This is a genomic window from Micrococcus sp., assembly GCF_034179925.1.
Classification (GTDB): domain Bacteria; phylum Actinomycetota; class Actinomycetes; order Actinomycetales; family Micrococcaceae; genus Micrococcus.
On the sequence record NZ_JAXFPG010000011.1, the window covers coordinates 1 to 25,451 of the forward strand.

Below are 25,451 nucleotides of genomic sequence, written 5' to 3' on the forward strand. Positions count from 1 at the left end.
CGCGACGATCAGCAGCACGCCCATGCCCAGCAGCAGCGCCCCCACCGTGTAGGTCACCGGCAGCATGCGGGCCAGGTCGAAGGGGCCGGGGTCGGGCCTCCCACGCAGCCGGGCCCAGCGCCGCCGGACACCCTCGTAGAGTGCCCCGGCCACGTGGCCGCCGTCGAGCGGGGGCAGCGGGATGAGGTTGAACACCATGAGGGCGACGTTCACCCCGGCCACCAACGAGAGCACGGTGGCCGCCTTGTCCGCGGTGCTGGCGGTGTCCAGGGCGGCGGCCTCGCCGGCGATCCGCCCCACCCCCACCACGGACATGGGCCCATCCGGATCACGCTCAGCCGGGGTCACCACCGCCACGGCGGTGTCCCACAGGCGCTGGGGCAGCGCCGTGACGACGTCGACGACGCCGCCCACCTGCCGGGCGATCAACGGCACCGCCTCCCACGGGGGCCGGCGGACCGTCTGAACCTGGGAGGCCATGCCGATGAACCCGACCTGCTGCAGCACCGGGCCGCCGTCGGGGGCGCGCTCGGGCCGGCCGAGGGCGTCCAGGACGGGACGCTCGGTCAGGCGCGGGGTGAGACGTGCCTCGACTCGCTCCCCCGCCCGCTCATAGACCAGCGCGGTCGGCTGATCCGCGCGGGCACGGATGGCAGCGGAGAGCTCATCCCAGCCGTGGACGGGGCGCCCGTCGAACTCCACCACGGTGTCCCCCGGGCGCAGGCCCGCCGCATAGGCCGGACCCTCCGGGTCCGAGGGCCGGCACTGCTGGCCCTCACCGCCGGCGGCGCGGGCACGCTGCTCGGCCTGGGTGAGCACGCAGCGGTGCACCTCCGCCACCGTGGTGGAGGGCTGGGCCGTGCCGAACGCGCTCACCAGCACCGCCGTCAGCCCCAGGGCGATGAGCAGGTTCATGAACGGGCCGCCGAGCATGATCACCACACGCTTCCACACCGGCAGCTGGATGAACTGCCGGCCCTCGTCCGCGGCGCTCAGCTCCTCCGCGGCCTGGGCACGGGCGTCCTCGGCCATCCGACCGTACCGGGCCAGCAGCCCCGTGGCCCCCGTGCGCGGGACCACCCCGCCCTTCGGGGGCGGCAGCATCCCGACCATGGCCACGTACCCACCCAGCGGGATCGCCTTGATCCCGTACTCGGTCTCCCCACGCCGCCACGAGACCAGCGTCGGCCCGAACCCCACCATGTACTGGGTGACGCGCACCCCGAACAGCTTGGCCGGCAGCAGATGCCCGACCTCGTGCAGAGCGATGGACAGTGCCAGCCCGAGAGCGACGGCGACCACCCCGCCGATGAACCACAGAGCCTCCACGACGCTCACCACCGCTCCCGCGCAGCCCGGCGGGCGTGGCGCTCGGCCGCGAGCACAGCCTCCACGGTCAGCTCGTGCGGGTCGAGGCCGGCCGCAGCGGCCACCTGCTCGGGTTGGTAGTCGCCGAGCACCGCACGGACGGTCTCGAGGATCTCGTCGAAGCGGATCCGACCGTCATGGAAGGCATCCACGGCCTCCTCGTTCGCGGCGTTGAACACGGCCATGTGGGTGGGCGAGGCCGCGGCAGCCTCCTTGGCCAGGCCGACCGCCGGGAACGCCTGCTCATCGAGAGGCTCGAACGTCCACGTGGCGGCGGCAGTCCAGTCGCAGCCGGGGGCGGCACCGGGCACGCGGTGCGGCCAGCCGATCCCCAGCGCGATGGGCAGGCGCATGTCCGGCGGGGAGGCCTGGGCGAGGGTGGAGCCGTCCACGAACTCGACCATCGAGTGCACCACGGACTGCGGATGCACCACAACGTCGATCCGGTCCAGGGGAACGTCGAAGAGCAGATGGGCCTCGACCACCTCGAGCGCCTTGTTCACGAGCGAGGCGGAGTTGGTGGTGACCACACGGCCCATATCCCACGTGGGGTGTGCGAGCGCCTCGGCGGGGGTCACCTCGCGCAGCTGCTCGGCGGTGCGGCCGCGGAACGGGCCGCCCGAGGCGGTGAGCACGAGCCGGCGCACCTCCTCGGCGGTGCCCCCGCGCAGCGCCTGGGCCAGGGCCGAGTGCTCGGAGTCCACCGGGACCAGCTGGCCCGGGGCGGCCGCCGCCTTCACGAGGGCGCCGCCCACGATCAGCGACTCCTTGTTCGCCAGCGCCAGCCGGTGCCCTGCCCCGAGCGCGGCCAGGGTGGGGCGCAGCCCGATGGAGCCGGTGATCCCGTTGAGCACGGTGTCTGCCCCGGGCCAGGCGGCGATGCGCTCGGCGGCCTCGGGGCCGACCACGACCTCCGGGCACGGATCCGGCAGGCTCAGCCGTTCAGCGGCCTCAGCGATCGCCGCGCGCACCTGCTCGACCGACCCGACAGCGGCACCCACCGCCTCGACCGCGAACCGCACCGCCTGCTCGGCCAGCAGCCCGGTGTTCGATCCGCCCGCCAGCGCCACGGCGCGGAAGCGCTCGGGCGCGTCGGCGATCACCTCCAGCCCCTGGGTGCCGATGGACCCGGTGGATCCGATCAGCGCGACGGCGCGCGGGCCGGCGTCGTCGGCGGGGAAGGAGGGGTGCGTGAAGTCCGTGAGGGTTCCGTGGGTCACCGGGCCATCATGCCAGGGCGAGCGTCATGCCCGGGCGGCGGAGCATGGCCCCGACGTCCGCGAGGAAACGCGATCCCTGCTCCCCGTCCACCAGACGGTGGTCGAAGGACAGGGACAGGGTGAGCACGTCCCGCAGCGCGATCTCGCCCCGGTGCTCCCACGGCTGACGCCGTGCGGCACCCAGGCAGAGGATCGCCGCCTCCCCCGGGTTGATGATCGGTGTGCCGGCGTCCACCCCGAACACGCCCACGTTGGTGAGCGTGAAGGTGCCCCCGGTGAGCTCGGCCGGGGCCAGGGAACCCTCACGGGCCCGCCCCGTGAGCTCGGCGATGGACTCAGCCAGGGTGCGCAGCCCCTGGGCCTGGGCGTCCTTCACGTTCGGCACCATCAGACCACGGGGCGTGGCCGCCGCGAACCCGAAGTTGACGAAGTTCTGCCGCACGATGGACCCGGACTGCTCGTCCCACCGGGCGTTGACGTCCGGGGTGCGCTCCATCGCGAGAATGCAGGCCCGGGCCGTCAGTGTGGTCAGGGTGAGCTTCACATCCCGGAACTCGCGGTCCCGGCGGAGCTCCTCGAGCAGCTCCACGGACTCGGTGACGTCCACCGTGAGGAACTCGGTCACGTGCGGGGCGGTGAACGCGGAGCTCACCATGGCCGCCGCGGTCGCCCGGCGCACGCCGCGCACCGGCACCGTCTCCGTCCGGGGACGCCCCCCCAGGGTGCGCAGGCCCGCAGCCGTGGCACCGTCCGCCGCCTGCGGGGCGGTCAGGGCCTCGGCATCCCGGGCCCGTTCGACGTCCTGACGGGTGATCACCCCGTGCTCACCGGTGCCCTCGACGCAGGTCAGGTCCACCCCGACCTGCCGGGCGAACAGGCGGACCGGCGGGGTCGAGCGCGGGCGCTCGGCCGACGTCGTGCCCTCCGTGGCGGAGGCCGCCCCGCCAGCAGGCGCAGGGTCCGCAGGGGCGGCGGGCGCCTGCACGGGCACCTCCAAGGGCGCGGCAGCCGGTGCGGAAGCAGCGGACCGGCCCCGACGCCGACGCGCGGGCACCCCGGACTCGGGTGCGGCACCGTAGCCGACCAGCGTGGGCACGCGCCCCTCCTCCTCCCCGGCGCCGGTGCCCGGCGGCGGGACGTCGGCGGGGGCGTCGTCGCCGGCGCCCTCCACCTCGAAGGTGACCAGCGGGGCGCCCACGTCCACCGTGGCGCCCTCCTCCGCGTGCAGGCCGGCCACGGTGCCCGCGAACGGGCTCGAGACCTCCACGACCGCCTTGGCGGTCTCCACCTCGGCGAGGATCTGGTTCACGGTGACCTCGTCGCCCACCGCCACACGCCACGTGACGACCTCGGACTCGGTGAGCCCCTCCCCGAGGTCGGGGAGCCGGAAGACCTTCTGGGCCATCATCGGCCTCCGTTCTGCTCGGTGTGCTCGGCCAGGAACTGCGCGGCGGTCTGCGGCGCGGCGAACGCGTCCACGGAGTCCAGCGAGTTCGGCCGGCCCAGCACACGGTCGACACCGTCCAGGATGCGGTCCAGGTCCGGCAGGTACAAGTGCTCCAGCTTCGCCGGCGGATACGGGATGTCCAGTCCCGTCACACGCACCGGCGGTGCCTCCAGCCAGTGGAAGGCGCGCTCGGCCACGGTGGCCACCAACTCGGCGCCCAGCCCGCCCGTGCGGCAGGCCTCGTGGACCACCACGAGCCGGCCTGTGCGGCGCACCGAGGCCTCCACGAGGCCCGTGTCGATCGGGGACAGGCTGCGCAGGTCGATCACCTCGAGCTCCGTGCCCTCCTCCGCGGCGACCTCAGCTGCCTGCAGGGCCGTCTTCACCATGGGGCCGTAGGCCACCAGCGTGGCGTCACCGCCCTCACGGAGCACAGCGCCGGTGGACATGGGGCGGCCCTCGGCCTCGAGGTCCACCTCGCCCTTGTCGTGGTACCGGCGCTTGGGCTCGAGGTAGATCACCGGGTCATCCGAGGCGATCGCCTGACGGATGAGGTCGTACCCCTCCTGCGGCGAGGACGGCGAGACCACCCGCAGGCCCGGGGTGTGCATGAAGTACGCCTCCGGCGACTCCGAGTGGTGCTCGGGCGAGCCGATCCCACCGCCGAACGGGATGCGGATGGTCACCGGCATCGGCAGGCTTCCGCGAGTGCGGGAGCGCAGCCGGGCGAGGTTGTCCACGATCTGATCGAACGCCGGGTACACGAATCCGTCGAACTGGACCTCCACGACGGGCCGGTATCCGCGCATCGCCAGACCGATCGCGGTGCCGACGATCCCGGACTCAGCCAGCGGGGTGTCCACCACCCGGTCCGGGCCGAACTCCTGATGGAGGCCGTCCGTGATGCGGAAGACCCCTCCCAGGGTGCCGATGTCCTCACCCATGAGCAGGACCTTCGGGTCCTCCGACAGGGCGCGGTGCAGGCCGCGGTTGATCGCGCGGCCCAGGGTCATGCGCTCACTCATGCGCCGGCCTCCTCTCCGTGGAACTGGGCCAGGTACAGCGCGTGCTCGCGGGCCTGGCGTGCCAGGCCCTGGTGCGGTTCGGCGTACACGTGGTGGAACATCGACGACGGCGCCGCCTCCTCCATCTCGCCCAGGGCCGCGCGCACGTCCGCGGCGAGCGCGTCGGCGGCCTCGGCGGCCTCGGCCCGCAGGGCGTCCATGTCCGCGCCGAGGGAGGCCAGGTGGGCCTCGATCCGGTCGATCGGGTCCCGCTGGCGCCACTGCTCGAGCTCCTCGGGGGCCTGATAGCGGGTGGGGTCGTCCGCGGTGGTGTGCGGGCCCATCCGGTAGGTGACTGCCTCGATGAAGGTCGGTCCGCCACCCTGGGATGCCCGGGCCACGGCTGCCCGCGTGGCGGCGAGCACGGCGAGGACGTCGTTGCCGTCCACGCGCATCGAGGGGATGCCGAAGCCCCGGGCGCGGTCGGCCAGGTGTCCACGGCTCTGCAGGCGCACCGGCTCGGAGATGGCCCAGTGGTTGTTCTGGCAGAAGAACACGACGGGCGCCTGGTAGGAGGCGGAGAACACGAGGGACTCGCTGACGTCGCCCTGGCTGGTGGCGCCGTCCCCGAAGTACACGACGGTTGCGGCGTCCTCGCCGTCCCGGGCCACGCCCATGGCGTAGCCGACCGCGTGGAGGGTCTGGGCACCGATGATGATCTGCTGGGGGGCGACCTGCGAGGCCACCGGGTCCCAGCCGCGGAAGGTGGACCCGCGCCACACCCGCAGCACGTCCAGGGCGCTGACCCCGCGCAGCAGGATCACGCCGTTCTCCCGGTAGGAGGGGAACATGAAGTCCTGAGCCCGCATGGCGCCGGCCGAGCCGACCTGCGAGGCCTCCTGGCCCAGCAGCGGCGGCCACAGGGCCAGTTCGCCCTGGCGCTGCAGGTGGGTGGCCTCGGTGTCGAGGCGCCGCACGAGCACCATCTCGCGGTGGAGGCGGGCGATCAGGTCCGTGTCGACGTCCTCGAGCCACGGCTCCAGCTCCGGTTCGGCCCGGCGGGTGCCGTCCGGGGCGATGACCTGCAGGAACTCGCGCTCCTGCTCGGGCGGGGCGGTGGCGGGGGGCGTCGTGAGGTCGACGTCGGTCATGCACGGTCCTTCCTCTGGGCGGCCGCCGGGGTGCGCGGTCGCGTGGAGTTCACGTCAGGCGGGGTCCGCCGGGCAGGGGTGGCGCCCATCGTCGGCCTCCGCCTCGATGGGTGTGATTCTAGTCACATATCGTGAAAAGGTGCAGGTCAGCCCGCCTCAACGACGGGCCAGACCACCTCAGGCGCGGCGCAGCAGCACGTCGACGACGGCGTCCAGGTAGGCGTCCACCTGAGCCTCCTCGTAGCCGTCACGCCCCTCGGCGGAAGCGAACGCGGCACGGCGGACGTCGTCGGCGCTCACGGCATCGTCGGTGTCCCCGGCGAGGGTCGCGTCGATGCGGTCCACGAGCGCGTCCACCTGGCCGACGTCGTAGCTCTCGGCCTCCTCACGGGAGGGGCGGCGGAAGCGCTCGGCCGGGGCACGGTCCGCCCGCGCCCGCAGCTCGCGCACACGGTCGGCGAGGTCCTCATCCCAGGAGCGCCCGCCATGGCTCTCCGCCCACGCGGCGCGCTCGGCGGAGACGAGTTCCTCCTCCATGCGGTCCAGCTCGTCGTCCACCTGGTCGGTGGCGTAGCCGCCGCCGACGGTGGCGAAGCGCGCCTGGCGCACATCCTCCGCGGTGAGGGAGCCCTCACCGGAGCCGGTGCGGGAAGCCCGCTCCATGAACGCGTCCACGTGGGCGGGCTCGTAGCCGATCTCGTCCTCACCGACACGGTCGAACGAGGTGCGGCCGGCAGAGGGGGTGGTGGGGGTCATCAGGTCTCCTGCGAGGGTCGGCGCCCCGACGGGGCGGAAGGGGTGGGGTCAAATGAGGGGCAGCGCCAGCACCGTGTAGGCCACGGGCGCCGCGAAGACGAGCGAGTCGAGGCGGTCCATCACGCCGCCATGGCCGGGCAGGACCGAGGACATGTCCTTGATCCCGAGCTCACGCTTGACCATCGACTCGGAGAAGTCCCCGCATGTGGCCGCCGCGACGGCGAGCACGCCCACCAGGGCGCCGCTCCACCACGGCAGCCCCACGAGCAGCGGGGTGAGGACGGAGCCCACGGCCACGGCACCGGCCAGCGAACCGGCCAGTCCTTCCCAGGACTTCTTCGGGCTGATCCGCGCAGCGATGGGAGTGCGGCCGAAGCGGTAGCCCACGATGTACCCGAACGTGTCGTTCGAGACCACCATGAGCAGCAGGATCAGCACCATGGCCGGGCCGTGCTCGCGGCCGAGCAGGGCGGCGGCGAAGGAGAGCAGGAACGGCGCCCACAGCAGCACGAACACCCCGGCCAGCATGAACTGGCCGGTGGGCCGACGCCGGGTGGCCGCCGTCCACAGGCACATCAGCAGAAGGGAGGCGACGAGCGCGAGGAACAGGGCGGGGACCCCGCCGAGCCAGGCCGCCACAGGCATGGCCACGGCCCCCAGCCACAGCGGCGGGCGCGGCACGTCCATGCCGATGCCCCGCACCGCCGTCGCGATCTCGGAGACCGCGCCGACCAGCAGCGCCGCCATGAGGGCGACCAGCAGGCCCTCCAGCCACACCAGCCCGACGACGGCCACGGCCAGCAGCCCCACCCCCACGACGACGGCGGACCGGAGGTCGCGGCCGCCGCGCGGGGGTGCGGGAGCAGACTGGGAGTCGGGCATGATGTGACGGCCGAGGGCGGGGCGGCTCAGACCTCGAGCAGCTCCGCCTCCTTCTTCTTGGCCATGTCCTCGATGAGGTCCACATGCTTCTTGGTCAGGGCGTCGAGGTCCTTCTCGCCGCGGGCGCCCTCGTCCTCACCGATCTCGCCCTCCTTGACGGCCTTGTCCATGGCGTCCTTGGCCTTGCGGCGGGCGTTGCGGACGGACACCTTGTGCTCCTCCGCCTTGGACTTCACGAGCTTGACGTACTCCTTGCGGCGCTCCTCCGTCAGCTCCGGCATGACCACACGGATGACCTTGCCGTCGTTGGAGGGGTTGGCACCCACCTCCGACTCGGACAGCGCCTTCTCGATGTTGCGCAGGGCGGACACGTCGAACGGCGTGATGAGCAGGGTGCGGGCGTCGGTGGTGGTGAAGGACGCCAGCTGCTGCAGCGGGGTATAGGAGCCGTAGTAGTCGACCATCACCTTCGAGTAGAGGCCCGGGTTGGCGCGGCCGGTGCGGACGCCGGCGAAGTCCTCCCGGGTCGCCTCGACGGTGCGCTCCATCTGCTCCTGGGCGGACTGCAGGGTCTCCTGGATCACGATCTCTCCTCAGTGGGGGGTGGTGCGGGTCTGCGGCCCATCCTACGCAGGCCGCGGAGGGCAGTCAGGGCCGGGGGTCAGGGAGTGACGGAGGTGCCGATCTCCTCGCCGAGCAGGGCACGGGTCACGTTGCCCGGGCCCTCCATGCCGAACACCCGCATGCTGAGGTCGTTGTCCTTGCACATCGTCATGGCGGTCAGGTCCATCACGCGGATGTTCCGGCGCAGGGCGTCGTCGTAGGTGAGGTGCTCGAGGCGCTGGGCGGTCGGGTCCTTCTTGGGGTCCGCGGTGTACACGCCGTCCACGCCGGACTTGGCCATGAGCACCTCGTCCGCACCGACCTCGAGGGCGCGCTGGGCGGCCACGGTGTCCGTGGAGAAGTACGGCAGGCCGGTGCCGGCCCCGAACACCACCACGCGGCCCTTCTGCATGTGGCGGATGGCCCGCAGCGGGATGTAGGACTCGGCCACCTGCTCCATGTGGATGGCGGACTGCACCCGGGTGGACACCCCTGCCTGCAGGAGGAAGTCCTGCAGTGCGAGGCAGTTCATCACGGTGCCGAGCATGCCCATGTAGTCCGCGCGGCGGCGGTCCATGCCGTTCTCGGACAGCTCCGCGCCGCGGAAGAAGTTGCCGCCGCCCACCACGATGGCGATCTCCACCCGGTCGGCGGCCGCGGCGATCTGCTCGGCGATGCCGCGGACGGTCTCCGGGTCCACGCCCACCTTCCCGCCGCCGAAGACCTCACCGGAGAGCTTCAGCAGGACGCGGCGGCGACCGGTCTCGTCCGAGGTGTGGGAGTCCCCGAGGGACTGCTCCTGGGGGGTGAGGGTCATGGTGTCGGCCTCCTGGCGCTCGAGGGCAGGACCGTGCCGGGCACGCGGGCCGGCCTCGGTGGGATCAGCACCGATCCTACCGCCGTGCCGGACGACGACGCCCCCGTCTCCGAGGCGGAGACGGGGGCGTCGGGGATCCGGGTGGGCGCAGTGCGCGCCCGGCCGGGTCAGTTGCCCACGCGGAAGCGGGCGAAGCCGGTGACCTTGGTCCCGGCCTCAGAGGCCACCTTGCCGACGGTGGTCTTGGGGTCCTTGGCGAACGGCTGGTCCTCCAGCACGATCTCCTTGAAGAAACCGGTCAGACGGCCCTCGACGATCTTGGTCATGGCCTGCTCCGGCTTGCCCTCGGCGCGGGCGGTCTCCTCGGCGATGCGACGCTCGTTGGAGACGGTCTCCTCCGGCACGTCCTCACGGGTGAGGAACGTGGGCGAGTAGGCGGCGGTGTGCACGGCGATGTCGTGCGCGGCCGTCTTGGCCTCGGCGGAGTCGGCGTCCACGGCGAGCAGCACGCCCACCTGCGCCGGCAGGTCCTTGGAGGTCTTGTGGAGGTAGGCGTCCACGTAGGCGCCCTCGACGCGGGCGACGCGGCGCACGGCCACCTTCTCGCCGAGCAGGGCACCCTCCTCGGTGACGTGGTCGCCGAGGGTGCGACCCTCGTACTCGGAGGCCAGCAGGGCCTCGACGTCGGCGGCGCCGGAGGCCACAGCGGCCTTCAGCACGACGTTGCCGAGGTTCATGAACTTCTCGGCCTTGGCCACGAAGTCGGTCTCGCAGTTGAGCTCGATCATCACGCCGACGCCGTTCTCGACGGTCGCGGCCACGAGGCCCTCGGCGGCGGAGCGGCCCTCGCGCTTGGTGGCGCCCTTGAGGCCCTTCACGCGGATGATCTCGATGGCCTTCTCGGCGTCGCCGTTGGCCTCGTCCAGCGCCTTCTTCACGTCCATCATGCCGGCGCCGGTGCGCTCGCGCAGGGCCTTGATATCGGCAGCGGTGTAGTTCGCCATGCTCGTTCGGTCCTTCCCGGGGGATTGGGTGTTCGGGATGTGCGGGGGTGGCGTCCGCTCCGGCCGCCCACCCGGTGGACGGGCGGCCGGAGCGGGACGAATCACTCGGCGGGAGCGGCCTCGGCGGAGGCCTCACCCTGCTGCTCGGCGGGAGCGGCCTGCTCCTCGGCGGCGGCCGGGGCGGCCTGCTCGGCGGTGTGCTGCTCAAGCAGCTCGCGCTCCCACTCGGCCATCGGCTCGGCGGAGGCCGAACCGGACTTGCCGCCCTGGCGGGCGATCAGGCCCTCGGCGACGGCGTCGGCCACGACGCGGGTGAGCAGGTTGACGGAGCGGATGGCGTCGTCGTTGCCCGGGATCGGGTAGGCGACCTCGTCCGGATCGCAGTTGGTGTCCAGGATGGCCACCACCGGGATGCCGAGCTTCTGGGCCTCGTCGACGGCGAGGTGCTCCTTCTTGGTGTCCACGACCCACACGGCGGAGGGGGTCTTGGACATGTTGCGGATGCCGCCCAGGTTGGCCTGGAGCTTCTCCAGCTCACGGGAGAGCAGCAGGAGCTCCTTCTTGGTGTGACCGGAGCCGGCCACGTCCTCGAAGTCGATCTCCTCGAGCTCCTTCATGCGCTGCACGCGCTTGGAGACGGTGGAGAAGTTGGTCAGCATGCCGCCGAGCCAACGGTGGTTCACGTAGGGCATTCCCACACGGCCGGCCTGCTCGGCGATGGCCTCCTGGGCCTGCTTCTTGGTGCCGACGAACAGGATGGTGCCGCCGTGGGCGACCGTCTGCTTGACGAACTCGTAGGCGCGGTCGATGTGGGTCAGCGACTGCTGCAGGTCGATGATGTAGATGCCGTTGCGCTCGGTGAGGATGAAGCGCTTCATCTTGGGGTTCCAGCGGCGGGTCTGGTGGCCGAAGTGGACACCGGAGTCGAGGAGCTGGCGCATGGTCACGGCGGGCATGACGTTCCCTTCAGTGGCAGCCGTGGTCAACCCCGCGCTTCGCGCACGGGCGGTCTGCCGGTCGTGGTGGTTGTCGGTTGGGCGGCCGCACGGGGTGCGGCCCCTGGCATCACGACGGCGGAGGGCCGGGCCCCACTCGCACCCCACCCGCCCGGCAGGGCGGAGGGGGACCGACGGTGGGGGCTGGGCCCGACGAGCGGACCCACCGCGATGCGCGGAGTCGGCGTCGAGGCACGGCAGAACGCCGGTGACACGACACCGCTGGCCCGATCCTACCCCACGAGACCGACCCGGACCGGGCCTGACTCCTGCACAGGGCTCCGCTCCTGCACAGGGCACCGGGGTCCGGCTCCCGTCCCCAGCGGCGCCAACTTCCCCAGCGCGGGGCCCGGCCGCGGCCGGAGACTGGAGCCATGACCCCCTCCCCCGCCGCAGCCCCGACCGGATCCCACCCGCTCCGACGCGCGGCGGCCGCCTTCCTGGCCGCCCTGACCCTGGTCGTCCTGGTGCTGGCCTCCGGGGCATCGGGTGCCGCCCCGCCGTCGGGGCCTGCGCCCGGGGCGCCGGAGGCGGCGGTCCTGCTCCGCGACGCCCCGGCCCGGCAGGCCACCATGGTCCCGCCGATCCGCGGGGCGGGCCCGGCGGCGGTCCGCCGCGCCTTCGCCGCACCCCTGCAGCCCTGGGGACGGGGCCACCGCGGCCTGGACCTGGACGCACCGGCGGGGGCCGCCGTCGTCGCCCCGGCGGACGGGGTGGTGCGCTACGCCGGGCAGGTGGTGGACCGCCCTGTGCTCACCGTGGTCCACGACGACGGCACCGTGAGCTCGATGGAGCCGGTGGAGCCTCTCGTGGAGGTCGGCACACGGGTCTCAGCCGGCGAGACGATCGGCGAGGTGGCCGCCGCTCCACCGCACTGCGCGACCGGCTGCCTGCACTGTGCGACCAGTTGTCTGCATTGGGGCGTGCGGCGCGAGGACGACTGGCAGGTGGGGGCAGCCCGCTTCGACCGCTACCTCGATCCGTTGGTGCTCCTGGGCTGGAGCGGGCCGTCTGTGCTGTGGCCCAGCGAACAGTGATGAATCTCGCAATGGCCATTTCTCGGGGGATTGCGTCGAGAAGGGTTGCGGTTCAATAACGATCCGCTATGTTTGATCACGGTCCGATCACGGGCCCACCCGGCCCGTGCTCCCATCGCCCGGCGCCTTCACCGATCAGTCACCGAACGCCCCGTTGCGCGATCCCATCCCCGACCGCAACGGCCTTCACGGGAAGTAGACGCCATGACCGAGTCCTCTCACGCCCAGACCACCGCATCGTCCCGCCGCACTCCGCGCACGCTCGCCGCCTCGCTCGCCCTCTCCCTCGGCGCCGGCGTGGCAGCCACCACCGGCTCCGCCGTCCTCGCCGAGCAGGCCCAGGCCGTCGAGACCACCGTGACCGTCCGCGCCGGCGAGGGCTGGTGGAGCGTCGCCCGCCGCGCCGGCCTCACCATGGACCAGCTGCAGTCCTACAACGGCATGACCGCCGCCTCCATGCTGCACCCCAACATGGTCCTGAAGACCACCCCCGGCACCACCGCCGCCCCGGCACCCGCCGCCGCTCCCGCTCCGGCCCCGGCTGCCCCGGCGCTCCTCACGGAGCCCGTCGCCGTCGTGTCCCCGGTGGTCCGCCAGGCCGCACCGGTCGCCCCCGCCCAGCCGGAGGCCTCCGCGCAGGACGCCGTCGCCTACGCCCTGGAGAAGGCGAACCACCCGGCCGCCTACTACGTCTGGGGCGGCAACGGCCCCTACGGCTTCGACTGCTCCGGCCTGACCAAGGCCGCCATGGCCTCCGCCGGCGTCACCGTGCCGCGCACCGCCCACGAACAGCACCTCGCCGCCCCCACCCGCGTGCCGCTCTCCCAGGCCCAGCCCGGCGACCTGGTCTTCTGGGCCAACCAGTCCACCGGCCGCGTGTACCACGTGGCCGTGTACATCGGCGGCGGCCAGGTGGCCCACGCCCTCAACCCCTCCGACGGCATCACCGTCACCTCGGTCAACATCATGACCTCGAACCTCGTGCCCACCGCCGGCCGCTACTGAGCCCCGGCCCCGGCCCCGGACACACGAACGGCCCCCTCCGCCATGGCGGAGGGGGCCGTTCCCTGTAGGGCGTGCGGGACTTGAACCCGCGACCCAAGGATTATGAGTCCCCTGCTCTGACCGACTGAGCTAACGCCCCGGACCGGACGCGACGGCCTGCGCCGTCGCCCGGTCCATCCTAGCCGCGAGGCGTGCGCCCACCGGCACGGCCGCAGCCCACCGGGCTTGGGGCCCTCGCCCGGCTCAGAGCATCGCGCGGACCTCGGCGGGGGTCGCCCCCCGGTAGATCGCCTCGAACACGTCCACCGTGCGGCGGGCCGAGTGCTGCATAGCCTTGGCGTGGGAGGCGGCCCCGTAGGCGGCACGCTCGGCCTCCGGCAGATCCAGCACCCGGGCGATCCGCTCCGCCAGGGCCACATGGTCCCCCGGAGGGAACATCCAGCCGTTCACCCCCTCATCCACGAGATGCGGCAGGGCCATGGCGTCCGCAAGCACCACGGGTGTGGAGGCGCTCATGGCCTCCAGAGACACGAGGGACTGCAGCTCGGCCGTGCCGGGCTGGCAGAACACGTCCGCCCGCAGGTAGGCGGCGCGCAGCTCCTCCTCGGAGACGTGCCCGAGGCGGCGGACCCGGCCCTGCACCCCCTCCTCCTCGGTGATCCGGTCGAGGCGGTCGCGCTGCTCGCCGTCGCCCACGATCTCCAGATGCACGTCCAGGTCCGGGCGCACCCGGGCCAGGTGGGCCACCGCGCGGATCAGCACGTCCACGTTCTTCTCCACCGCCAGGCGCCCGACGAACAGCACCACGGGGTGTCCGGGGCGGTCCACGACCTCCCCGGGGGCGAGCTCGTACTTGGCGGCGTCGATCCCGTTGGAGATCGGCAGCACCCCGTGCAGGCCGGCGTGCTCGGACATCGCCTTCGCGGCGAGGGCGGTCGGGGTGGTCACCATGACGCCCTTGCCCATGATCCGGCCCATGTCCCGCCAGGAGTTGCGGGAGACGATGTCCCGGACCCACTGCGGGAACGGCAGGAACGGGTCCAGGTTCTCCGGCATGAAGTGGTTGGTGGAGACGGTGCGCACGCGCCGGCGCTCGGCGGCGTTCACCGCGGCCTGACCGATCATGTAGTGGCACTGGGCGTGGACCACGTCGGGGCGGATCTCGGCCAGCAGCGCGTCGATCGCGCGGGCGGCGTGCCACGGGGTCACGAGACGGTAGTACTCGTGGGTGAACGCCCGGTGCGAGCGCAGCCGGTGCACGGTGGCCTCGGGGCGGTGCTCCACCATGTCCTCCCCCGCTTCGGAGCGGGCGGCCACCACGTGCACATCGTGGCCGCGCTCGTGCAGGGCGGTGGCCAGGCGGTGGCAGAACACGGCGGCTCCGTTCACATCCGGCGGATAGGTGTCCGCGGCGATGAGCACGGTCAGCGGGCTCTCATGGGTGTCTCGGATCATGTGGTGCCTCCTGGCTGTTCCGTGCGGAACGACGCCCCGATCCTGCCGGAATCGGGGCGTCGTGGGCGGGGTGGGCGGGCCGGGTCAGCGCTTGCGCAGGCGGCCGGCGAGCACCGCGAATGCGGTGGACGAGGCGCCCAGCAGGGCCAGCGGCTGCCAGCGGTCCTTGATGAAGTCCTCGGCGGCCGCGGCCTGCTCACCGGCGCGGGCTGCGCCGGTGTACGGGGCGGTGGGCTCGGTGGCGTGGGCGGTGTCCGCGGTGACGCCGCGGCCCCTGCGCTGGGCGGCGAAGGCCTGCAGCTGGCCCTTCACGGAGGCGCGCTCCTCGAGGCCGGAGCGGATGTCCCCGAGGTGACGGCGGCGCAGCTCGGCACGGCGGCGGATCTCGTTCTCCGAGGCGTCGTCCTGCTCCGGGTGCGGGGCCGCACGACCCTCCTTGCGGGCCTTCTTGTTCTCGCGCTCCTCGATCTTGCCGCGCTCGGCCTCGCGCTGCTTCTCCACCCGCTTGGCTTCGGCGCGCTCGGCTTTGAGGCGGTCGTACTCGGCCGGGTCGAAGTCGTTGCCCTCCTTGAGGTAGCCGAGGTCGTGCTCGATGTTGCGCACGGTCTCCGGCGGCACGAGAGGCATGGCGCCCTTGACCATCAGCAGGCCAGGCACGGCGAACAGGAGGCCGAGGACCAGGAAGGCCGCAGCCACCATCAGGGCCGGGAACCAGAAGGTCGGGTCGGCGAAGGCTCCGATCAGCGCCACGACCAGGGCGACGGTCATCAGGGCGAGGAGGAACAGGCCGACGACGGCCAGCCCCGCACCGATGCCCGCCTTCTTGCCCGAGGCCTTCAGGTGGCCCTTGGCGAGGGCGAGCTCGTCCTTGACCTGCAGCGGCAGCAGGCGGACCACGGCGCCGAGGAGGTCGACGATCGGCGTGGCGCGCGTCTGGGCGGTCACCGGCGTGGTGGGACGGGGAGCGCGGGTCCGCTCGGCGGCGCCGGAGGGGGCGGCGTGGGACATGGGACGGGCCTTCCGTGAGGGTGGTCGGTCCGGCGGCCGCCCGGGCGGCCCGCCAGAGGTCATTGCGGTCCAAACTATCACCGCACGCCCCCGGAGTCCGGGGGCGGACGGCGGTCGATCAGGAGGGGGTCAGAACTCGATGTGAGCCGGATCGGGGCCGATGCGGCCGTCCTCGCGGTCGAGCGCGTCGATGCGCGCGACCTCCTCATCGGAGAGCACGAGACCGACCGCCTCCAGGTTGGAGACGATCCGCTCCGGGGTCACGGACTTGGGGATCACCACGAAGCCGTGGGCGAGGTGCCAGGCGAGGACCACCTGGGCCGGCGTCGTCCCTTTGGCCTCGGCGATCCTGGTGATCACCGGGTCCGCCAGCAGCTCGCCGCCCTGGCCCAGCGGCGACCAGGACTCGTGGAGGATGCCGTGGCGCTGCTCGAGCTCCCGCAGCGCGCGCTGCTGGAAGTAGGGGTGGGTCTCCACCTGGTGGATGACCGGGACCACACCGGTGGCCTCGATGATCTCCTCGAGCTGCTCGGCCGGGAAGTTGGAGACGCCGATGGAGCGGACCCGGCCCCGGCGCTGGGCCTCGATGAGGGCCTTCCAGGTCTCCAGGTACCTGCCCTGCGTCGGCTTGGCCCAGTGGATGAGCCAGAGGTCCACATAGTCGGTGCCGAGCTTGGCCAGGGAGGTGTCCAGCGCGGCCAGGGCCTCCTCGTAGCCGTGGTCGGAGTTCCACACCTTCGTGGTGATGAACAGCTCCTCGCGGGGCACCCCGGAGGCGGCCACGGCCCGGCCCACACCCTTCTCGTTGCCGTAGATCGCTGCGGTGTCGATGTGCCGGTAGCCGGCGCGGATCGCCTGCTCGACGACGTCCGCGGCCACCTCGTCCTCGACCTGCCACACCCCGTACCCGAGCTGCGGGATGGAGCGGCCGTCGTGGAACGGGGTCTGCGGGACGGTGGTCATGTGCTTCTCCTCAGGGGTGGACGGTGCGGAGGGAGAGGGTGGGCGGCGGGCGTGGGCGCCGCTGCCGTCACGGGCTGGGAGTGCCGCCGTTGGCGTTGAGGGTCTCCCCCACCACGTAGCTGGACTCGCCCGAGGCGAGGAACACGTAGGCCGGGGCCATCTCCACGGGCTGGCCGCAGCGGCCCAGCGGGGTGTTCTTGCCGAACTCCGGCAGCTTCTCCTTGGGCTGGCCGTCGGTCACCTGCAGCACGGACCACACCGGTCCGGGGGCCACGGCGTTCACCCGGATGCCCTTCGGGGCCAGCTGCTGGGCCAGGCCCTTGGTGAAGGCGTTGATCGCGGCCTTCGAGGAGGCGTAGTCCAGGAGCGTGGGGTTCGGCTTGTACGCCTGGATGGAGGTGGTGTTGATGATCGTGGAGCCTGGGCCCATGTGTGCCGCGGCCGCCCGGGAGAGGGTGAACATCGCCAGCACGTTCACCGTGTAGGTCTCCAGGACCTGCTGGTCGGTGAGCTCGGCGATGTCCTCCACGAAGATCTGCTTGCCGGCGTTGTTCACGAGGATGTCGAGCCCGCCGAGCTGCGCGACGGCGTCGTCCACCACGGAGGTCCGGTAGGCCTCGTCCATGAGGTCGCCGGGCAGGGCGACGGCGGTGCGGCCGGCCTCGCGCACGGCCGCCAGGACCCGCTCGGCGTCCTCCTGCTCGTCCGGTAGGTAGGCGATGGCCACGTCCGCGCCCTCACGGGCGAAGGCCACGGCGACGGCGGCGCCGATGCCGGAGTCGCCGCCGGTCACCAGGGCCCTGCGGCCGGCCAGGCGGCCCAGGCCCACATAGGAGTCCAGGCCGATGTCCGGCACCGGCTCCGTGCGAACGTCCAGACCGGGCTCGGGCTGGTGCTGCTCGGGGGCGCTCTGGCGGGGGTGGCGGCTGCGCGGGTCGTCGTGGGCGAGCTGGCCTGCGTCCTTCGGGGTCCTCTGATCGCTCATGGGGCGACCCTAGACCCGGCACGCCGGGTCCTGACAAGGCCCGGTGGCCGCCGTCGTCGGGCCCGGTCAGTCCACCCGCAGGCCCGCGAGTGCGTCGCGGTGGCGCAGCACGTGCAGGTCCCAGTCGTCGCTGAGGCGCTCGAAGACCGCGATGCCGCGCGTGGAGGTGCCGCGGTCGTCGAGGCGGGGCGACCAGGTGGCGATGCCCAGCGCACCGGGCACGGCGCCGAGGACGGCCCCGGAGACCCCGGACTTGGCGGGGATGCCGACCTCGGCGGCCCACTGGCCGGAGGCGTCGTACATGCCGCAGGTGAGCATGACGGTCATGGTGAGCCGGGCGACGTCCTCGCCGAGCACGCGCTCGTCGGTGAGGGGGTTGACGCCGCCGGCGGCGAGCGTGGCCCCCATGATCGCGAGCTCGCGGACGGTGACGCCCACGGCGCACTGTCGCAGGTAGCCCTCCACGGCCTCGGCGGGCAGGGTCGGCAGGGTGCCGGCGTCGGCGAGCAGGTGGGCGAGGCCGAGGTTGCGGTCGGCGAGGTCGCGTTCGGCCTCGAGCACGTCCTCCTTGAGGCTCAGCTCCGCGGCCGCCATCCGGCTGAACCGGTCCAGCAGGCGGGCGGCGCGGTCCTCGGGGCCGTCGCCGGGCAGGAGGGCGTGGACCATGATCGCCCCGGCGTTGATCATCGGGTTGAAGGGGCGGCCGTCGTCGTGGAGGGAGAGGTGGTTGAAGGCCTCCCCGGAGGGCTCGATGCCCACGTGCTCCTCGATGCGCTCCAGGCCGACCTCCTCCAGGGCGACGGCGAAGGCGAGCGCCTTGGACACGGACTGCAGGGCGAAGCGCTGCTCGTCGTCGCCGCGGCAGACGACGTCCCCGGCAGCGGTGCACACGGCGGCGGCCAGGCCGTCCACGGGAGGATTCTCGATCTCCGTGAGGTACTCGGAGGGCTCACCGTCGGTCACCTCGCGGGCGGCCTCCAGGGCGGCCTCCAGGTCCGCACGCACGCGGTCCAGGTCCAGGTCGGGGCGGTCGTCGGAGCGCGTGGCGGAGATGTCCATGGGAGTCCACGCTACGCGGACGGGCCGGGCGGCCGCATCGTCGGTGCCCCGGATGGGAGGATGGCGGCCATGCACACGCACCCCGAACACTCCTCCCCCGACCGCCCCGCCTCTGGGCAGGGCACCCCGGCCTACGCCGAGGTGCCCCACAGCTACTACGACATCTTCGTGGCCGTCTTCGTGGCCCTGATCCTGCTCTCCGGCGTGACCGCCGCCAAGCTGTTCTACGGCCCGTACATCCCAGGCTTCAGCGAGCTCTTCGCCGGCGGCGAGCGCCTCATCTTCGACGGCGGCGCCTTCCTGTTCCCGCTCTCCTACATCATCGGCGACATCCTCGCCGAGGTCTACGGCTTCCGCCGGGCCCGCCGGGCGATCCTCGTGGGCTTCGCCCTGCTGGGCCTGGCCGCCCTGACCTACTGGGTGGTCTCGCTGACCACGCCCGTCGAGGGCTTCGAGGTCTGGGACCAGGCCCTGGCCCCCGCCCCGCGCATCGCCCTGGCCGGCCTGGCCGGGTTCGTGGTGGGTTCGCTCGTGAATGCGACGATCGTCGCCCGCATGAAGGCCCGCATGGCCGAGCGCAGCGTGGCCCTGCGCCTGATCCTGTCCACCCTGGTCGGGCAGCTGCTGGACACGGTGATCTTCTGCGTGATCGCCTTCGGCGGCGTCGTGACCCTGGCCGAGCTGTTCAACTACACGGCCACCGGCTACATCTACAAGTGCCTCGTCGAGATCCTCATCGTGCCGGTGACGCTGCTGGTGATCCGCTGGCTCAAGCGAGTCGAGCCGACCTACCGCCCCGTGCTCTCCCCTGAGCCCACGACGGCGGCCACCGCCTGAGCGAAGGCCGCGAAGACCTGACTGGGGTCGCCACCCGTGACGCGCCGTGCGTTGGGGCGGCGGCCCCAGATGTCTCTGGAGTCGTGCACGGTGGTGCCGCGCAGCAGCTCGGAGTCGGCCTCGACGTCCACCACGGTCGGCTCCGCGACGGCGTCGGCCTGACCGGTGGCCACCTGCGCGGCGAACAGGTCGTGCAGGTGCGCGATGTACCCCTGGTCGTAGTCGTGGTGGAACTCGAAGTAGAAGCGCAGGGCGTCCGCAAGCGCGTCCGTGACCGGGTGACCGGTGTCCGCGGCGGGCCCGGCCACGCGCTCGTCGGCGGCGCCCCAGCGCACGGGGCGGGCGCCGGCGTCGTGCAGGAGGGCGTCCAGCAGGGCGGGCGTGTAGGCGAAGCGCTCGGTGGTCTCCAGCGGGCACAGCAGGGGCAGCTGCTCCTCGGGCAGGCCCTCGCAGGCGGCGAACACCTCCTTGGCGGCGTCCGGGTCCACCCACGTGTTCCACTCGGCGGTGGGGGTGGTGTTGCCCGGGTAATAGAAGGCGCCGCCCATGATCACAATGGACCGGGCCAGGCGGGGCAGCTCCGGCTCGGCGCGCAGGGCGAGGGCGAGGTTGGTCAGGGGCGCGGTGCACAGCAGGGTGGTCCGACCGGGGTGGGCGTGGAGCTCGGCGAGCCAGAGGTCCACGGCGTCCCGTTCGGCGAGGCGGGCCGGGTCCTGCGGCAGGCGGGCGTGGCCGAGCCCGTGCTCCCCGTGGGTCTCGGGGGTGGTGACGGCGGGGCGGCGCAGCGGCGCCTCGGCCCCGACGACGACGGGCACGTCCGGGCGCCCGGCCAGGTCCAGGACGGCGGCCGAGTTCAGGGCGCAGTCCCGGGCGGTGGCGTTGCCGCCGGTAGTGGTGACCGCCACGATCTCCGGGCCCACCCCGAGCCGCCGTGCGCCGATGAGGTGAAGCAGGGCACAGGCGTCGTCGATGCCGGTGTCGACGTCCGCGATGAGGCGGTGCGGGGTGGGGCGGGGGCGCATGCGGGCGAGCCTAGCGGCCGGGCCGGCCCGCCCGGGCCGGGGGTGGGCACCGGCCGGCCCCGACCAGGTCGCTTCACCTGGGGGAGTCCCCGGATTCAGGTGGTACGGTGCGAGCATGACTGCGCCCCCGGAACCCAACCAGGAGGGCAGGCACGACGACGGCTGCGAGATCCACTGCGCAGCGGATCGCCGACCGCATCGACGGTGGCGAGAACCACATGCACCCGGTCCTCTCCGAGGCCGGCCTCGCCACCTGAGATGACCGCCCTCCGGGCCCCGAGGCACGCCCGTGCGCCGCATCCGCGGACACGGGGGTCCGTGTCCCCGCCGCCCGGCACGAGTGCACCGGCGACGACCTCCGACCCACCCGGCCGCTGGTCTGCCGCGTCCTCCGACGCAGGCCCAGACGATCCTCCCCTGGACGTTCTGGTGTCGCGGTCATGTCCCCATTCCATGTGAAGGAGTAAGTTTTCATGTCTGAAGAGCTCGAGGGTCGCCGTAGCGCCGAGCGAATTGTTGAGGTCCTCGCGGCGCAGGGCGTCAAGACGGTCTTCGGCGTTCCCGGCGCCAAGATCGACCAGCTGTTCGATGCGCTTCTCGATTCGGACATCGACGTGGTGGCCTGCCGCCACGAGCAGAACGCCGCGTTCATGGCCGCCGCCGTGGGCCGCCTCACCGGCACCCCCGGCGTGACCATCGCCACCTCCGGCCCCGGTGTGACGAACCTCGCCACCGGTCTGCTGACCGCCACCGCCGAGGGTGACCCGATGGTCGCGCTCTGCGGTGCCGTGCCGCGTGCCGACCGTCTCAAGCACACCCACCAGTCCCTGGACGCGGCGGTCTTCCTGAGCGCCGTCACGAAGTCCACCGGCGAGGTCAACGCGGGTGACAACGTGGCCGCCACCGTGGCGAACGCCTTCCGCCGCGCCGAGGCCATGCCGCGCGGTGCCACCGCCGTGGTGCTGCCGAGCGACGTCCTCGCCGAGAAGACCACCCGTTCCATCACCTCCACGCTGGTCGACCCTGAGATGGGCCCGGCCCCGCGCCCGGCGATCGAGAAGGCCGCCGAGGCCATCAAGGCCGCCCGCTTCCCCGTGATCCTCGCGGGCATGCGCATGGCCTGCAACGAGGGCACCCAGGCCCTGCACGAGCTGCTGTCCGCGGCCGACCTGCAGGTCGTGGAGACCTTCCAGGCCGCCGGCGTCATCGGCCGCGACCTGGAGGACCACTTCCTGGGCCGCGTGGGCCTGTTCCGCAACCAGCCCGGCGACATCGCCCTGCACAAGGCGGACCTGGTCCTGACCATCGGCTACGACCAGATCGAGTACGACGCGCACCTGTGGAACACCGACAACGCCCGCCAGATCATCTCGCTCGACGAGATCAACGAGGACATCGACGACGCCTTCCAGCCGTCCCTCGAGCTGCGCGGCGACATCCCCGCCACCATGCGTGAGCTCGCCTCGGCGCTCAAGGGCTACCAGATGACCGACGAGGCCCGCGCGATCGCCGAGGGCCTGCGCACCCAGCTCGCCGAGGTGGAGCTGCCCGTGGGCTCCGAGGCCAAGGGCCTGGACCCGCTGTTCGTGGTCCAGACGCTGCGCTCCTGCCTGAGCGACGACACCGTGGTGACCTGCGACATCGGCTCCCACCAGATCTACATGGCGCGCTACTTCCGCACCTACCAGCCGCGCACCCTGCTGTTCTCCAACGGCCAGCAGACCCTCGGCGTGGGCCTGCCCTGGGGCATCGCGGCGAGCCTCGTGGACCCGTCCAAGCCGGTGGTGTCCGTCTCCGGCGACGGCGGCTTCCTGTTCTCCGCCATGGAGCTGGAGACGGCCGTGCGTCTGAAGAGCAACCTGGTGCACGTGGTGTTCAACGACACCACCTACGACATGGTCGCCTTCCAGCAGCAGATGAAGTACGGCCGCACCTGCAGCATCCAGCTCGGCGAGTACGACGTCGCCGCCTACGCCGAGTCCTTCGGCGCCCACGGCCACACCGTCACCAACCCCGACGAGCTGGCCGCCACCATCAAGGCCGCCCTGGAGGAGGAGGGTCCGTCCGTCATCAACGTGCCGGTGGACTACTCCAACAACGCCACCTACCTGGCCCACCAGCTGCGCACCGAGCTGCTCAGCTGATCGCCCGGCGCGCCCCGGTCCGCCGGGGCGCGCCGTCCGTTCCCATCCCGGCCTCTACGAAAGGTTCACCATGACCACACCCCGTCACAGCATCTTCCAGCACAGCACGATCGCGTCGCTGGCCGCGGGTGTCTTCGACGACGACCTCACCCTGCAGGAGCTGCTCGGTCACGGCTCCTTCGGGCTGGGCACCTTCAACGCGCTGGACGGCGAGATGATCGTCCTGGACGGCGTCTGCTACCAGATGCGCTCCGACGGCTCGATCAGCCAGCCGCCGATGTCCGCGAACACCCCGTACGCGATGGTGACCAACTTCGTCCCGACCCTCCGCACGGAGCTGAAGGGCGATCTGCTGCGCAAGAGCGTCAACCAGATCATCTCCGAGCTGGAGCCCAGCCCGAACTACCTGTACGCCGTGCGCATCACCGGTGAGTTCAACTGGGTGACCACCCGCACTGTGGCCAAGCAGACCCGCCCGTACCCGCCTCTGGTGGAGGCCACCGATGGGGAGGACGTGCTGCGCTTCGAGAACGTCAAGGGTGTCCTGGCGGGCTTCCGCACCCCCGAGTTCCAGGCGACGGTCTCCGTGCCCGGCTGCCACGTCCACTTCATCGACGATGAGCGGACCATGGGCGGGCACGTGGTGGACTACGAGCTCAAGAGCGGCGTGGCCGAGCTCTGCATCGGCACGGACCTGCAGCTGCGGCTGCCCGTGACCAAGGAGTTCATGCAGGCGAACCTGACGCCGGAGGACCTCATGGAGCAGCTCAACAAGGCTGAGCACTCCGACCACTGATCCTTCCGGTCCCCACTGCAGGCCCCCGGCTCCCCACGGAGCCGGGGGCCTGTTGCTGTGTTCTGCTGTGCTCTGAGCGCTTCTGCGTGCTCGCACCGGAGAGGCCTGGCCGGGCCCGTGAGTACCCACTAATATCTGCATATGCACGCAGATACTGAAATGCACGGGAATGCAGTGTTCAATGAGCACCTTGAGCTCGCGGCCGAGGTGCTCCGGCTCCTCAGCGACCCGACTCGGATGCGGATCGTGCTCACTCTCCAGCGCCACGGGGAGCTCTCGGTGAACGCGCTGGCCGGGGCTGTCGGGCGCAAGGCCCCGGCCGTGTCCCAGCACCTGGCGAAGATGCGCATGGCGCGGATGGTCACCACCCGCCAGCAGGGCACTCACGTGCTCTACCGCCTCATCGACGAGCACGCCCTCACCCTCGTGCAGGAGGCGATCCACCAGGCCGAGCATGCGGTGGCCAGCGGATCGACCCCGCCCCGCCACCACGAACCCGTCCGCGACTGACCCGCACCAGCTCCCGCTGACGCACCGAGGCCCCGCCATGATCTCCGTACTCCGCCACCGCACCTACGCCACACTCTTCACCGCCCAGATCGTCGCCCTCCTGGGAACAGGACTGCTCACCGTGGCCCTCGGTCTACTGGCCTTCGACATCGCCGGGGGGAGAGGCCGGCGTCGTCATGGGTGTGGCCATGACCGTCAAGATGATCGCGTATGTCGCCGTCTCCCCCATCGCGACGGCGCTGGTCGCCCGCCTGCCCCGCAAGCCCGTGCTCGTCGTCGCGGACCTGCTGCGCGCCGGCGTGGCACTGTCCCTGCCCTTCGTCACCGAGGCCTGGCAGATCTATGCCTTGATCTTCCTGCTGCAGTCGGCGTCGGCGACGTTCACGCCCACCTTCCAGGCCGTCATCCCCTCGGTGCTCCCGGAGGAGAAGGACTACACGCGAGCACTCTCCCTGTCTCGCCTCGCCTACGACCTCGAGGCTCTTGTGAGCCCGATGCTCGCCGCCGCCGTGCTGACCGTCCTCGGCTACCACGACCTCTTCGTCGGCACCGTGCTCGGATTCCTGTGCTCTGCGGCCCTCGTGCTCGTCACGAGCCTGCCGAGGGTTCAGGCGGCCGAGCAGGCTCCCTTCCACGAGCGCGTCACGCACGGCGTGCGACTCTTCTGGACCACGCCGGAGCTGCGCGGACTGATGGGGATGAACCTCGTCGAGGCGACGGCCACCGCCATGGTGATCGTCAACACGGTCGTGCTCGTCCAGGGCGAGCTCGGCCGACCGCAGTCCGACGTGGCGGTGCTGCTGGGGGCCAACGGACTCGGTTCGATGCTGGTCGCCCTCGGCATGCCGACACTGCTCGACCGACTGCCCGACCGCCGGGTGATGCTGACCGGCACCGCTGCGCTGCCCGTCCTCCTGCTGGCCGCCGCCGGCGTCATCGCCTGGACGGCCGGCTCCACCCAGTGGGTCGCCCTCCTGCTGCTCTGGATGCTGATCGGCGCCGCAGGCTCCACCATCCTCACGCCCAGCTCCCGTCTGCTGCGGCGCAACAGCAACGAGCGGACCGCCCCGGCCCTCTTCGCCGCCCAGTTCTCCCTCTCGCACGCCTGCTTCCTGCTCACCTACCCGATCGCCGGGGGGCTGGGAGCGGCGGTCGATCTGCCCGCCGTCGCTCTCGTGCTGGTGGGAGTCGGCCTGTTCGGCCTCGGCATGACAGTCTCCGTGGGGCGCCGCAGCGGTGCGGCACGGCCGCCCCGTGGGCGCCTGAGCGGCTGAGCGGCTGAGCGCTTCACAGCTCCGGGACTGATGCGCGCAGAGGTGGCGTTCATCCCCACGCCGCGTGAGTGGGCGTGTGGCCCCTGCTCATCGCTTCCATGCTCCTGCC

Annotated in this window: 23 protein-coding genes, 1 tRNA gene and 1 pseudogene; 7 read left to right on the plus strand and 18 right to left on the minus strand. The window is 72.2% G+C overall.

Annotation, left to right across the window (positions count from 1 at the left end; all coding sequences use genetic code 11):
* From SPI96_RS02170 to rpsB, 11 genes are all read right to left on the minus strand, one after another.
* The coding region (locus SPI96_RS02170) for a M50 family metallopeptidase (protein ID WP_321080731.1) at nt 1–1,338 on the minus strand (1,338 nt) is incomplete at its 3' end.
* Nucleotides 1,335–2,588 (minus strand): 1-deoxy-D-xylulose-5-phosphate reductoisomerase, encoded by a 1,254-nt coding sequence (gene dxr / locus SPI96_RS02175; protein ID WP_321080732.1) that lies wholly within the window; start codon nt 2,586–2,588, stop codon nt 1,335–1,337. The genes SPI96_RS02170 and dxr, both read right to left, overlap by 4 nt.
* Before the next feature lie 7 nt (nt 2,589–2,595).
* Nucleotides 2,596–3,993, minus strand: coding sequence for a dihydrolipoamide acetyltransferase family protein (locus SPI96_RS02180; RefSeq protein ID WP_321080733.1), 1,398 nt, complete (start codon nt 3,991–3,993; stop codon nt 2,596–2,598).
* Nucleotides 3,993–5,060, minus strand: coding sequence for an alpha-ketoacid dehydrogenase subunit beta (locus tag SPI96_RS02185; protein WP_321080734.1), 1,068 nt, complete (start codon nt 5,058–5,060; stop codon nt 3,993–3,995). The genes SPI96_RS02180 and SPI96_RS02185 overlap by 1 nt, the downstream gene beginning before the upstream one ends.
* Nucleotides 5,057–6,190, minus strand: a complete 1,134-nt coding sequence (pdhA, locus tag SPI96_RS02190; protein WP_321080735.1) for a pyruvate dehydrogenase (acetyl-transferring) E1 component subunit alpha — start codon at nt 6,188–6,190, stop codon at nt 5,057–5,059. Before pdhA ends, SPI96_RS02185 begins: the two co-directional genes overlap by 4 nt.
* Before the next feature lie 177 nt (nt 6,191–6,367).
* A complete protein-coding gene (locus SPI96_RS02195; RefSeq protein ID WP_321080736.1) occupies nt 6,368–6,946 on the minus strand; it encodes a DivIVA domain-containing protein in 579 nt (192 codons plus the stop codon).
* A 48-nt stretch (nt 6,947–6,994) separates the two neighbouring features.
* Nucleotides 6,995–7,828, minus strand: coding sequence for a phosphatidate cytidylyltransferase (locus tag SPI96_RS02200; protein WP_321080737.1), 834 nt, complete (start codon nt 7,826–7,828; stop codon nt 6,995–6,997).
* A gap of 26 nt (nt 7,829–7,854) precedes the next feature.
* Nucleotides 7,855–8,412 carry a ribosome recycling factor gene (gene frr / locus SPI96_RS02205; protein ID WP_321080738.1) on the minus strand — a complete coding sequence of 186 codons (558 nt, stop codon included), beginning with the start codon at nt 8,410–8,412 and terminating at the stop codon, nt 7,855–7,857.
* A gap of 77 nt (nt 8,413–8,489) precedes the next feature.
* Complete coding sequence (gene pyrH / locus SPI96_RS02210; protein WP_321080739.1) at nt 8,490–9,248, minus strand: UMP kinase; 759 nt, start codon at nt 9,246–9,248, stop codon at nt 8,490–8,492.
* Between the two features lie 167 nt (nt 9,249–9,415).
* The gene (tsf, locus tag SPI96_RS02215; protein ID WP_321080740.1) at nt 9,416–10,252 is read right to left on the minus strand and encodes a translation elongation factor Ts; all 837 of its coding nucleotides are present in this window, start codon (nt 10,250–10,252) and stop codon (nt 9,416–9,418) included.
* A gap of 101 nt (nt 10,253–10,353) precedes the next feature.
* Nucleotides 10,354–11,208: a 30S ribosomal protein S2 gene (gene rpsB / locus SPI96_RS02220; protein WP_321080741.1), complete on the minus strand. Its 855-nt coding sequence runs from the start codon at nt 11,206–11,208 to the stop codon at nt 10,354–10,356.
* Nucleotides 11,209–11,621: 413 nt separating this feature from the next.
* On the opposite strand from rpsB, the gene SPI96_RS02225 reads away from it, so the two are divergent.
* Both SPI96_RS02225 and SPI96_RS02230 read left to right on the plus strand, forming a co-directional pair.
* Complete coding sequence (locus SPI96_RS02225) at nt 11,622–12,284, plus strand: M23 family metallopeptidase (RefSeq protein WP_321080742.1); 663 nt, start codon at nt 11,622–11,624, stop codon at nt 12,282–12,284.
* 204 nt (nt 12,285–12,488) lie between these two features.
* Nucleotides 12,489–13,289 carry a C40 family peptidase gene (locus SPI96_RS02230; protein ID WP_321080743.1) on the plus strand — a complete coding sequence of 267 codons (801 nt, stop codon included), beginning with the start codon at nt 12,489–12,491 and terminating at the stop codon, nt 13,287–13,289.
* Between the two features lie 65 nt (nt 13,290–13,354).
* On the opposite strand, the gene SPI96_RS02235 is transcribed toward SPI96_RS02230, so the two are convergent.
* The 6 genes from SPI96_RS02235 to glsA form a co-directional block, all read right to left on the minus strand.
* Nucleotides 13,355–13,428: transfer RNA gene (locus tag SPI96_RS02235), tRNA-Ile, on the minus strand.
* 104 nt (nt 13,429–13,532) lie between these two features.
* Complete coding sequence (locus SPI96_RS02240) at nt 13,533–14,744, minus strand: glycosyltransferase (protein WP_321080744.1); 1,212 nt, start codon at nt 14,742–14,744, stop codon at nt 13,533–13,535.
* A gap of 84 nt (nt 14,745–14,828) precedes the next feature.
* A complete protein-coding gene (locus SPI96_RS02245) occupies nt 14,829–15,752 on the minus strand; it encodes a phage holin family protein (protein WP_321080745.1) in 924 nt (307 codons plus the stop codon).
* A gap of 129 nt (nt 15,753–15,881) precedes the next feature.
* On the minus strand, nt 15,882–16,715 hold the full coding sequence (locus SPI96_RS02250) for an aldo/keto reductase (protein ID WP_321080746.1): 834 nt from the start codon (nt 16,713–16,715) through the stop codon (nt 15,882–15,884).
* Between the two features lie 67 nt (nt 16,716–16,782).
* Nucleotides 16,783–17,700 (minus strand): SDR family oxidoreductase, encoded by a 918-nt coding sequence (locus SPI96_RS02255; protein ID WP_321080747.1) that lies wholly within the window; start codon nt 17,698–17,700, stop codon nt 16,783–16,785.
* 66 nt (nt 17,701–17,766) lie between these two features.
* Nucleotides 17,767–18,759 (minus strand): glutaminase A, encoded by a 993-nt coding sequence (glsA, locus tag SPI96_RS02260; RefSeq protein ID WP_321080748.1) that lies wholly within the window; start codon nt 18,757–18,759, stop codon nt 17,767–17,769.
* 69 nt (nt 18,760–18,828) lie between these two features.
* Between glsA and SPI96_RS02265 the strand changes: the two genes are divergently transcribed.
* Nucleotides 18,829–19,596, plus strand: a complete 768-nt coding sequence (locus tag SPI96_RS02265) for a queuosine precursor transporter (protein ID WP_321080749.1) — start codon at nt 18,829–18,831, stop codon at nt 19,594–19,596.
* On the opposite strand, the gene SPI96_RS02270 is transcribed toward SPI96_RS02265, so the two are convergent.
* The gene (locus SPI96_RS02270; protein WP_321080750.1) at nt 19,548–20,618 is read right to left on the minus strand and encodes a nucleoside hydrolase; all 1,071 of its coding nucleotides are present in this window, start codon (nt 20,616–20,618) and stop codon (nt 19,548–19,550) included. The two genes, SPI96_RS02265 and SPI96_RS02270, sit on opposite strands and share 49 nt — an antisense overlap.
* Nucleotides 20,619–21,091: 473 nt before the next feature.
* Between SPI96_RS02270 and alsS the strand changes: the two genes are divergently transcribed.
* The 4 genes and pseudogenes from alsS to SPI96_RS02290 all read left to right on the plus strand — a co-directional run bounded on the left by alsS (nt 21,092) and on the right by SPI96_RS02290 (nt 25,342).
* Nucleotides 21,092–22,762: an acetolactate synthase AlsS gene (gene alsS / locus SPI96_RS02275; protein ID WP_321080751.1), complete on the plus strand. Its 1,671-nt coding sequence runs from the start codon at nt 21,092–21,094 to the stop codon at nt 22,760–22,762.
* Nucleotides 22,763–22,832: 70 nt separating this feature from the next.
* Nucleotides 22,833–23,558, plus strand: coding sequence for an acetolactate decarboxylase (gene budA / locus SPI96_RS02280; RefSeq protein ID WP_321080752.1), 726 nt, complete (start codon nt 22,833–22,835; stop codon nt 23,556–23,558).
* Nucleotides 23,559–23,717: 159 nt separating this feature from the next.
* A complete protein-coding gene (locus SPI96_RS02285) occupies nt 23,718–24,068 on the plus strand; it encodes a metalloregulator ArsR/SmtB family transcription factor (protein ID WP_321080753.1) in 351 nt (116 codons plus the stop codon).
* A gap of 37 nt (nt 24,069–24,105) precedes the next feature.
* Nucleotides 24,106–25,342, plus strand: a pseudogene (locus tag SPI96_RS02290) (MFS transporter).
* The last annotated feature ends 109 nt before the right edge of the window (nt 25,343–25,451 follow it).

Bases quoted from the DNA above. Each gene is read 5' to 3' on its own strand.
- pyrH (WP_321080739.1), bottom strand. From the start codon at position 9,248: ATGACCCTCACCCCCCAGGAGCAGTCCCTCGGGGACTCCCACACCTCG.
- SPI96_RS02230 (WP_321080743.1), top strand. From the start codon at position 12,489: ATGACCGAGTCCTCTCACGCCCAGACCACCGCATCGTCCCGCCGCACT.
- SPI96_RS02265 (WP_321080749.1), top strand. From the start codon at position 18,829: ATGCACACGCACCCCGAACACTCCTCCCCCGACCGCCCCGCCTCTGGG.
- SPI96_RS02225 (WP_321080742.1), top strand. From the start codon at position 11,622: ATGACCCCCTCCCCCGCCGCAGCCCCGACCGGATCCCACCCGCTCCGA.
- SPI96_RS02285 (WP_321080753.1), top strand. From the start codon at position 23,718: ATGCACGGGAATGCAGTGTTCAATGAGCACCTTGAGCTCGCGGCCGAG.
- tsf (WP_321080740.1), bottom strand. From the start codon at position 10,252: ATGGCGAACTACACCGCTGCCGATATCAAGGCCCTGCGCGAGCGCACC.
- SPI96_RS02185 (WP_321080734.1), bottom strand. From the start codon at position 5,060: ATGAGTGAGCGCATGACCCTGGGCCGCGCGATCAACCGCGGCCTGCAC.
- SPI96_RS02240 (WP_321080744.1), bottom strand. From the start codon at position 14,744: ATGATCCGAGACACCCATGAGAGCCCGCTGACCGTGCTCATCGCCGCG.
- SPI96_RS02255 (WP_321080747.1), bottom strand. From the start codon at position 17,700: ATGAGCGATCAGAGGACCCCGAAGGACGCAGGCCAGCTCGCCCACGAC.
- budA (WP_321080752.1), top strand. From the start codon at position 22,833: ATGACCACACCCCGTCACAGCATCTTCCAGCACAGCACGATCGCGTCG.
- alsS (WP_321080751.1), top strand. From the start codon at position 21,092: ATGTCTGAAGAGCTCGAGGGTCGCCGTAGCGCCGAGCGAATTGTTGAG.
- pdhA (WP_321080735.1), bottom strand. From the start codon at position 6,190: ATGACCGACGTCGACCTCACGACGCCCCCCGCCACCGCCCCGCCCGAG.
- SPI96_RS02195 (WP_321080736.1), bottom strand. From the start codon at position 6,946: ATGACCCCCACCACCCCCTCTGCCGGCCGCACCTCGTTCGACCGTGTC.
- SPI96_RS02250 (WP_321080746.1), bottom strand. From the start codon at position 16,715: ATGACCACCGTCCCGCAGACCCCGTTCCACGACGGCCGCTCCATCCCG.
- SPI96_RS02270 (WP_321080750.1), bottom strand. From the start codon at position 20,618: ATGCGCCCCCGCCCCACCCCGCACCGCCTCATCGCGGACGTCGACACC.
- SPI96_RS02245 (WP_321080745.1), bottom strand. From the start codon at position 15,752: ATGTCCCACGCCGCCCCCTCCGGCGCCGCCGAGCGGACCCGCGCTCCC.
- rpsB (WP_321080741.1), bottom strand. From the start codon at position 11,208: ATGCCCGCCGTGACCATGCGCCAGCTCCTCGACTCCGGTGTCCACTTC.
- glsA (WP_321080748.1), bottom strand. From the start codon at position 18,759: ATGGACATCTCCGCCACGCGCTCCGACGACCGCCCCGACCTGGACCTG.
- SPI96_RS02200 (WP_321080737.1), bottom strand. From the start codon at position 7,828: ATGCCCGACTCCCAGTCTGCTCCCGCACCCCCGCGCGGCGGCCGCGAC.
- SPI96_RS02180 (WP_321080733.1), bottom strand. From the start codon at position 3,993: ATGGCCCAGAAGGTCTTCCGGCTCCCCGACCTCGGGGAGGGGCTCACC.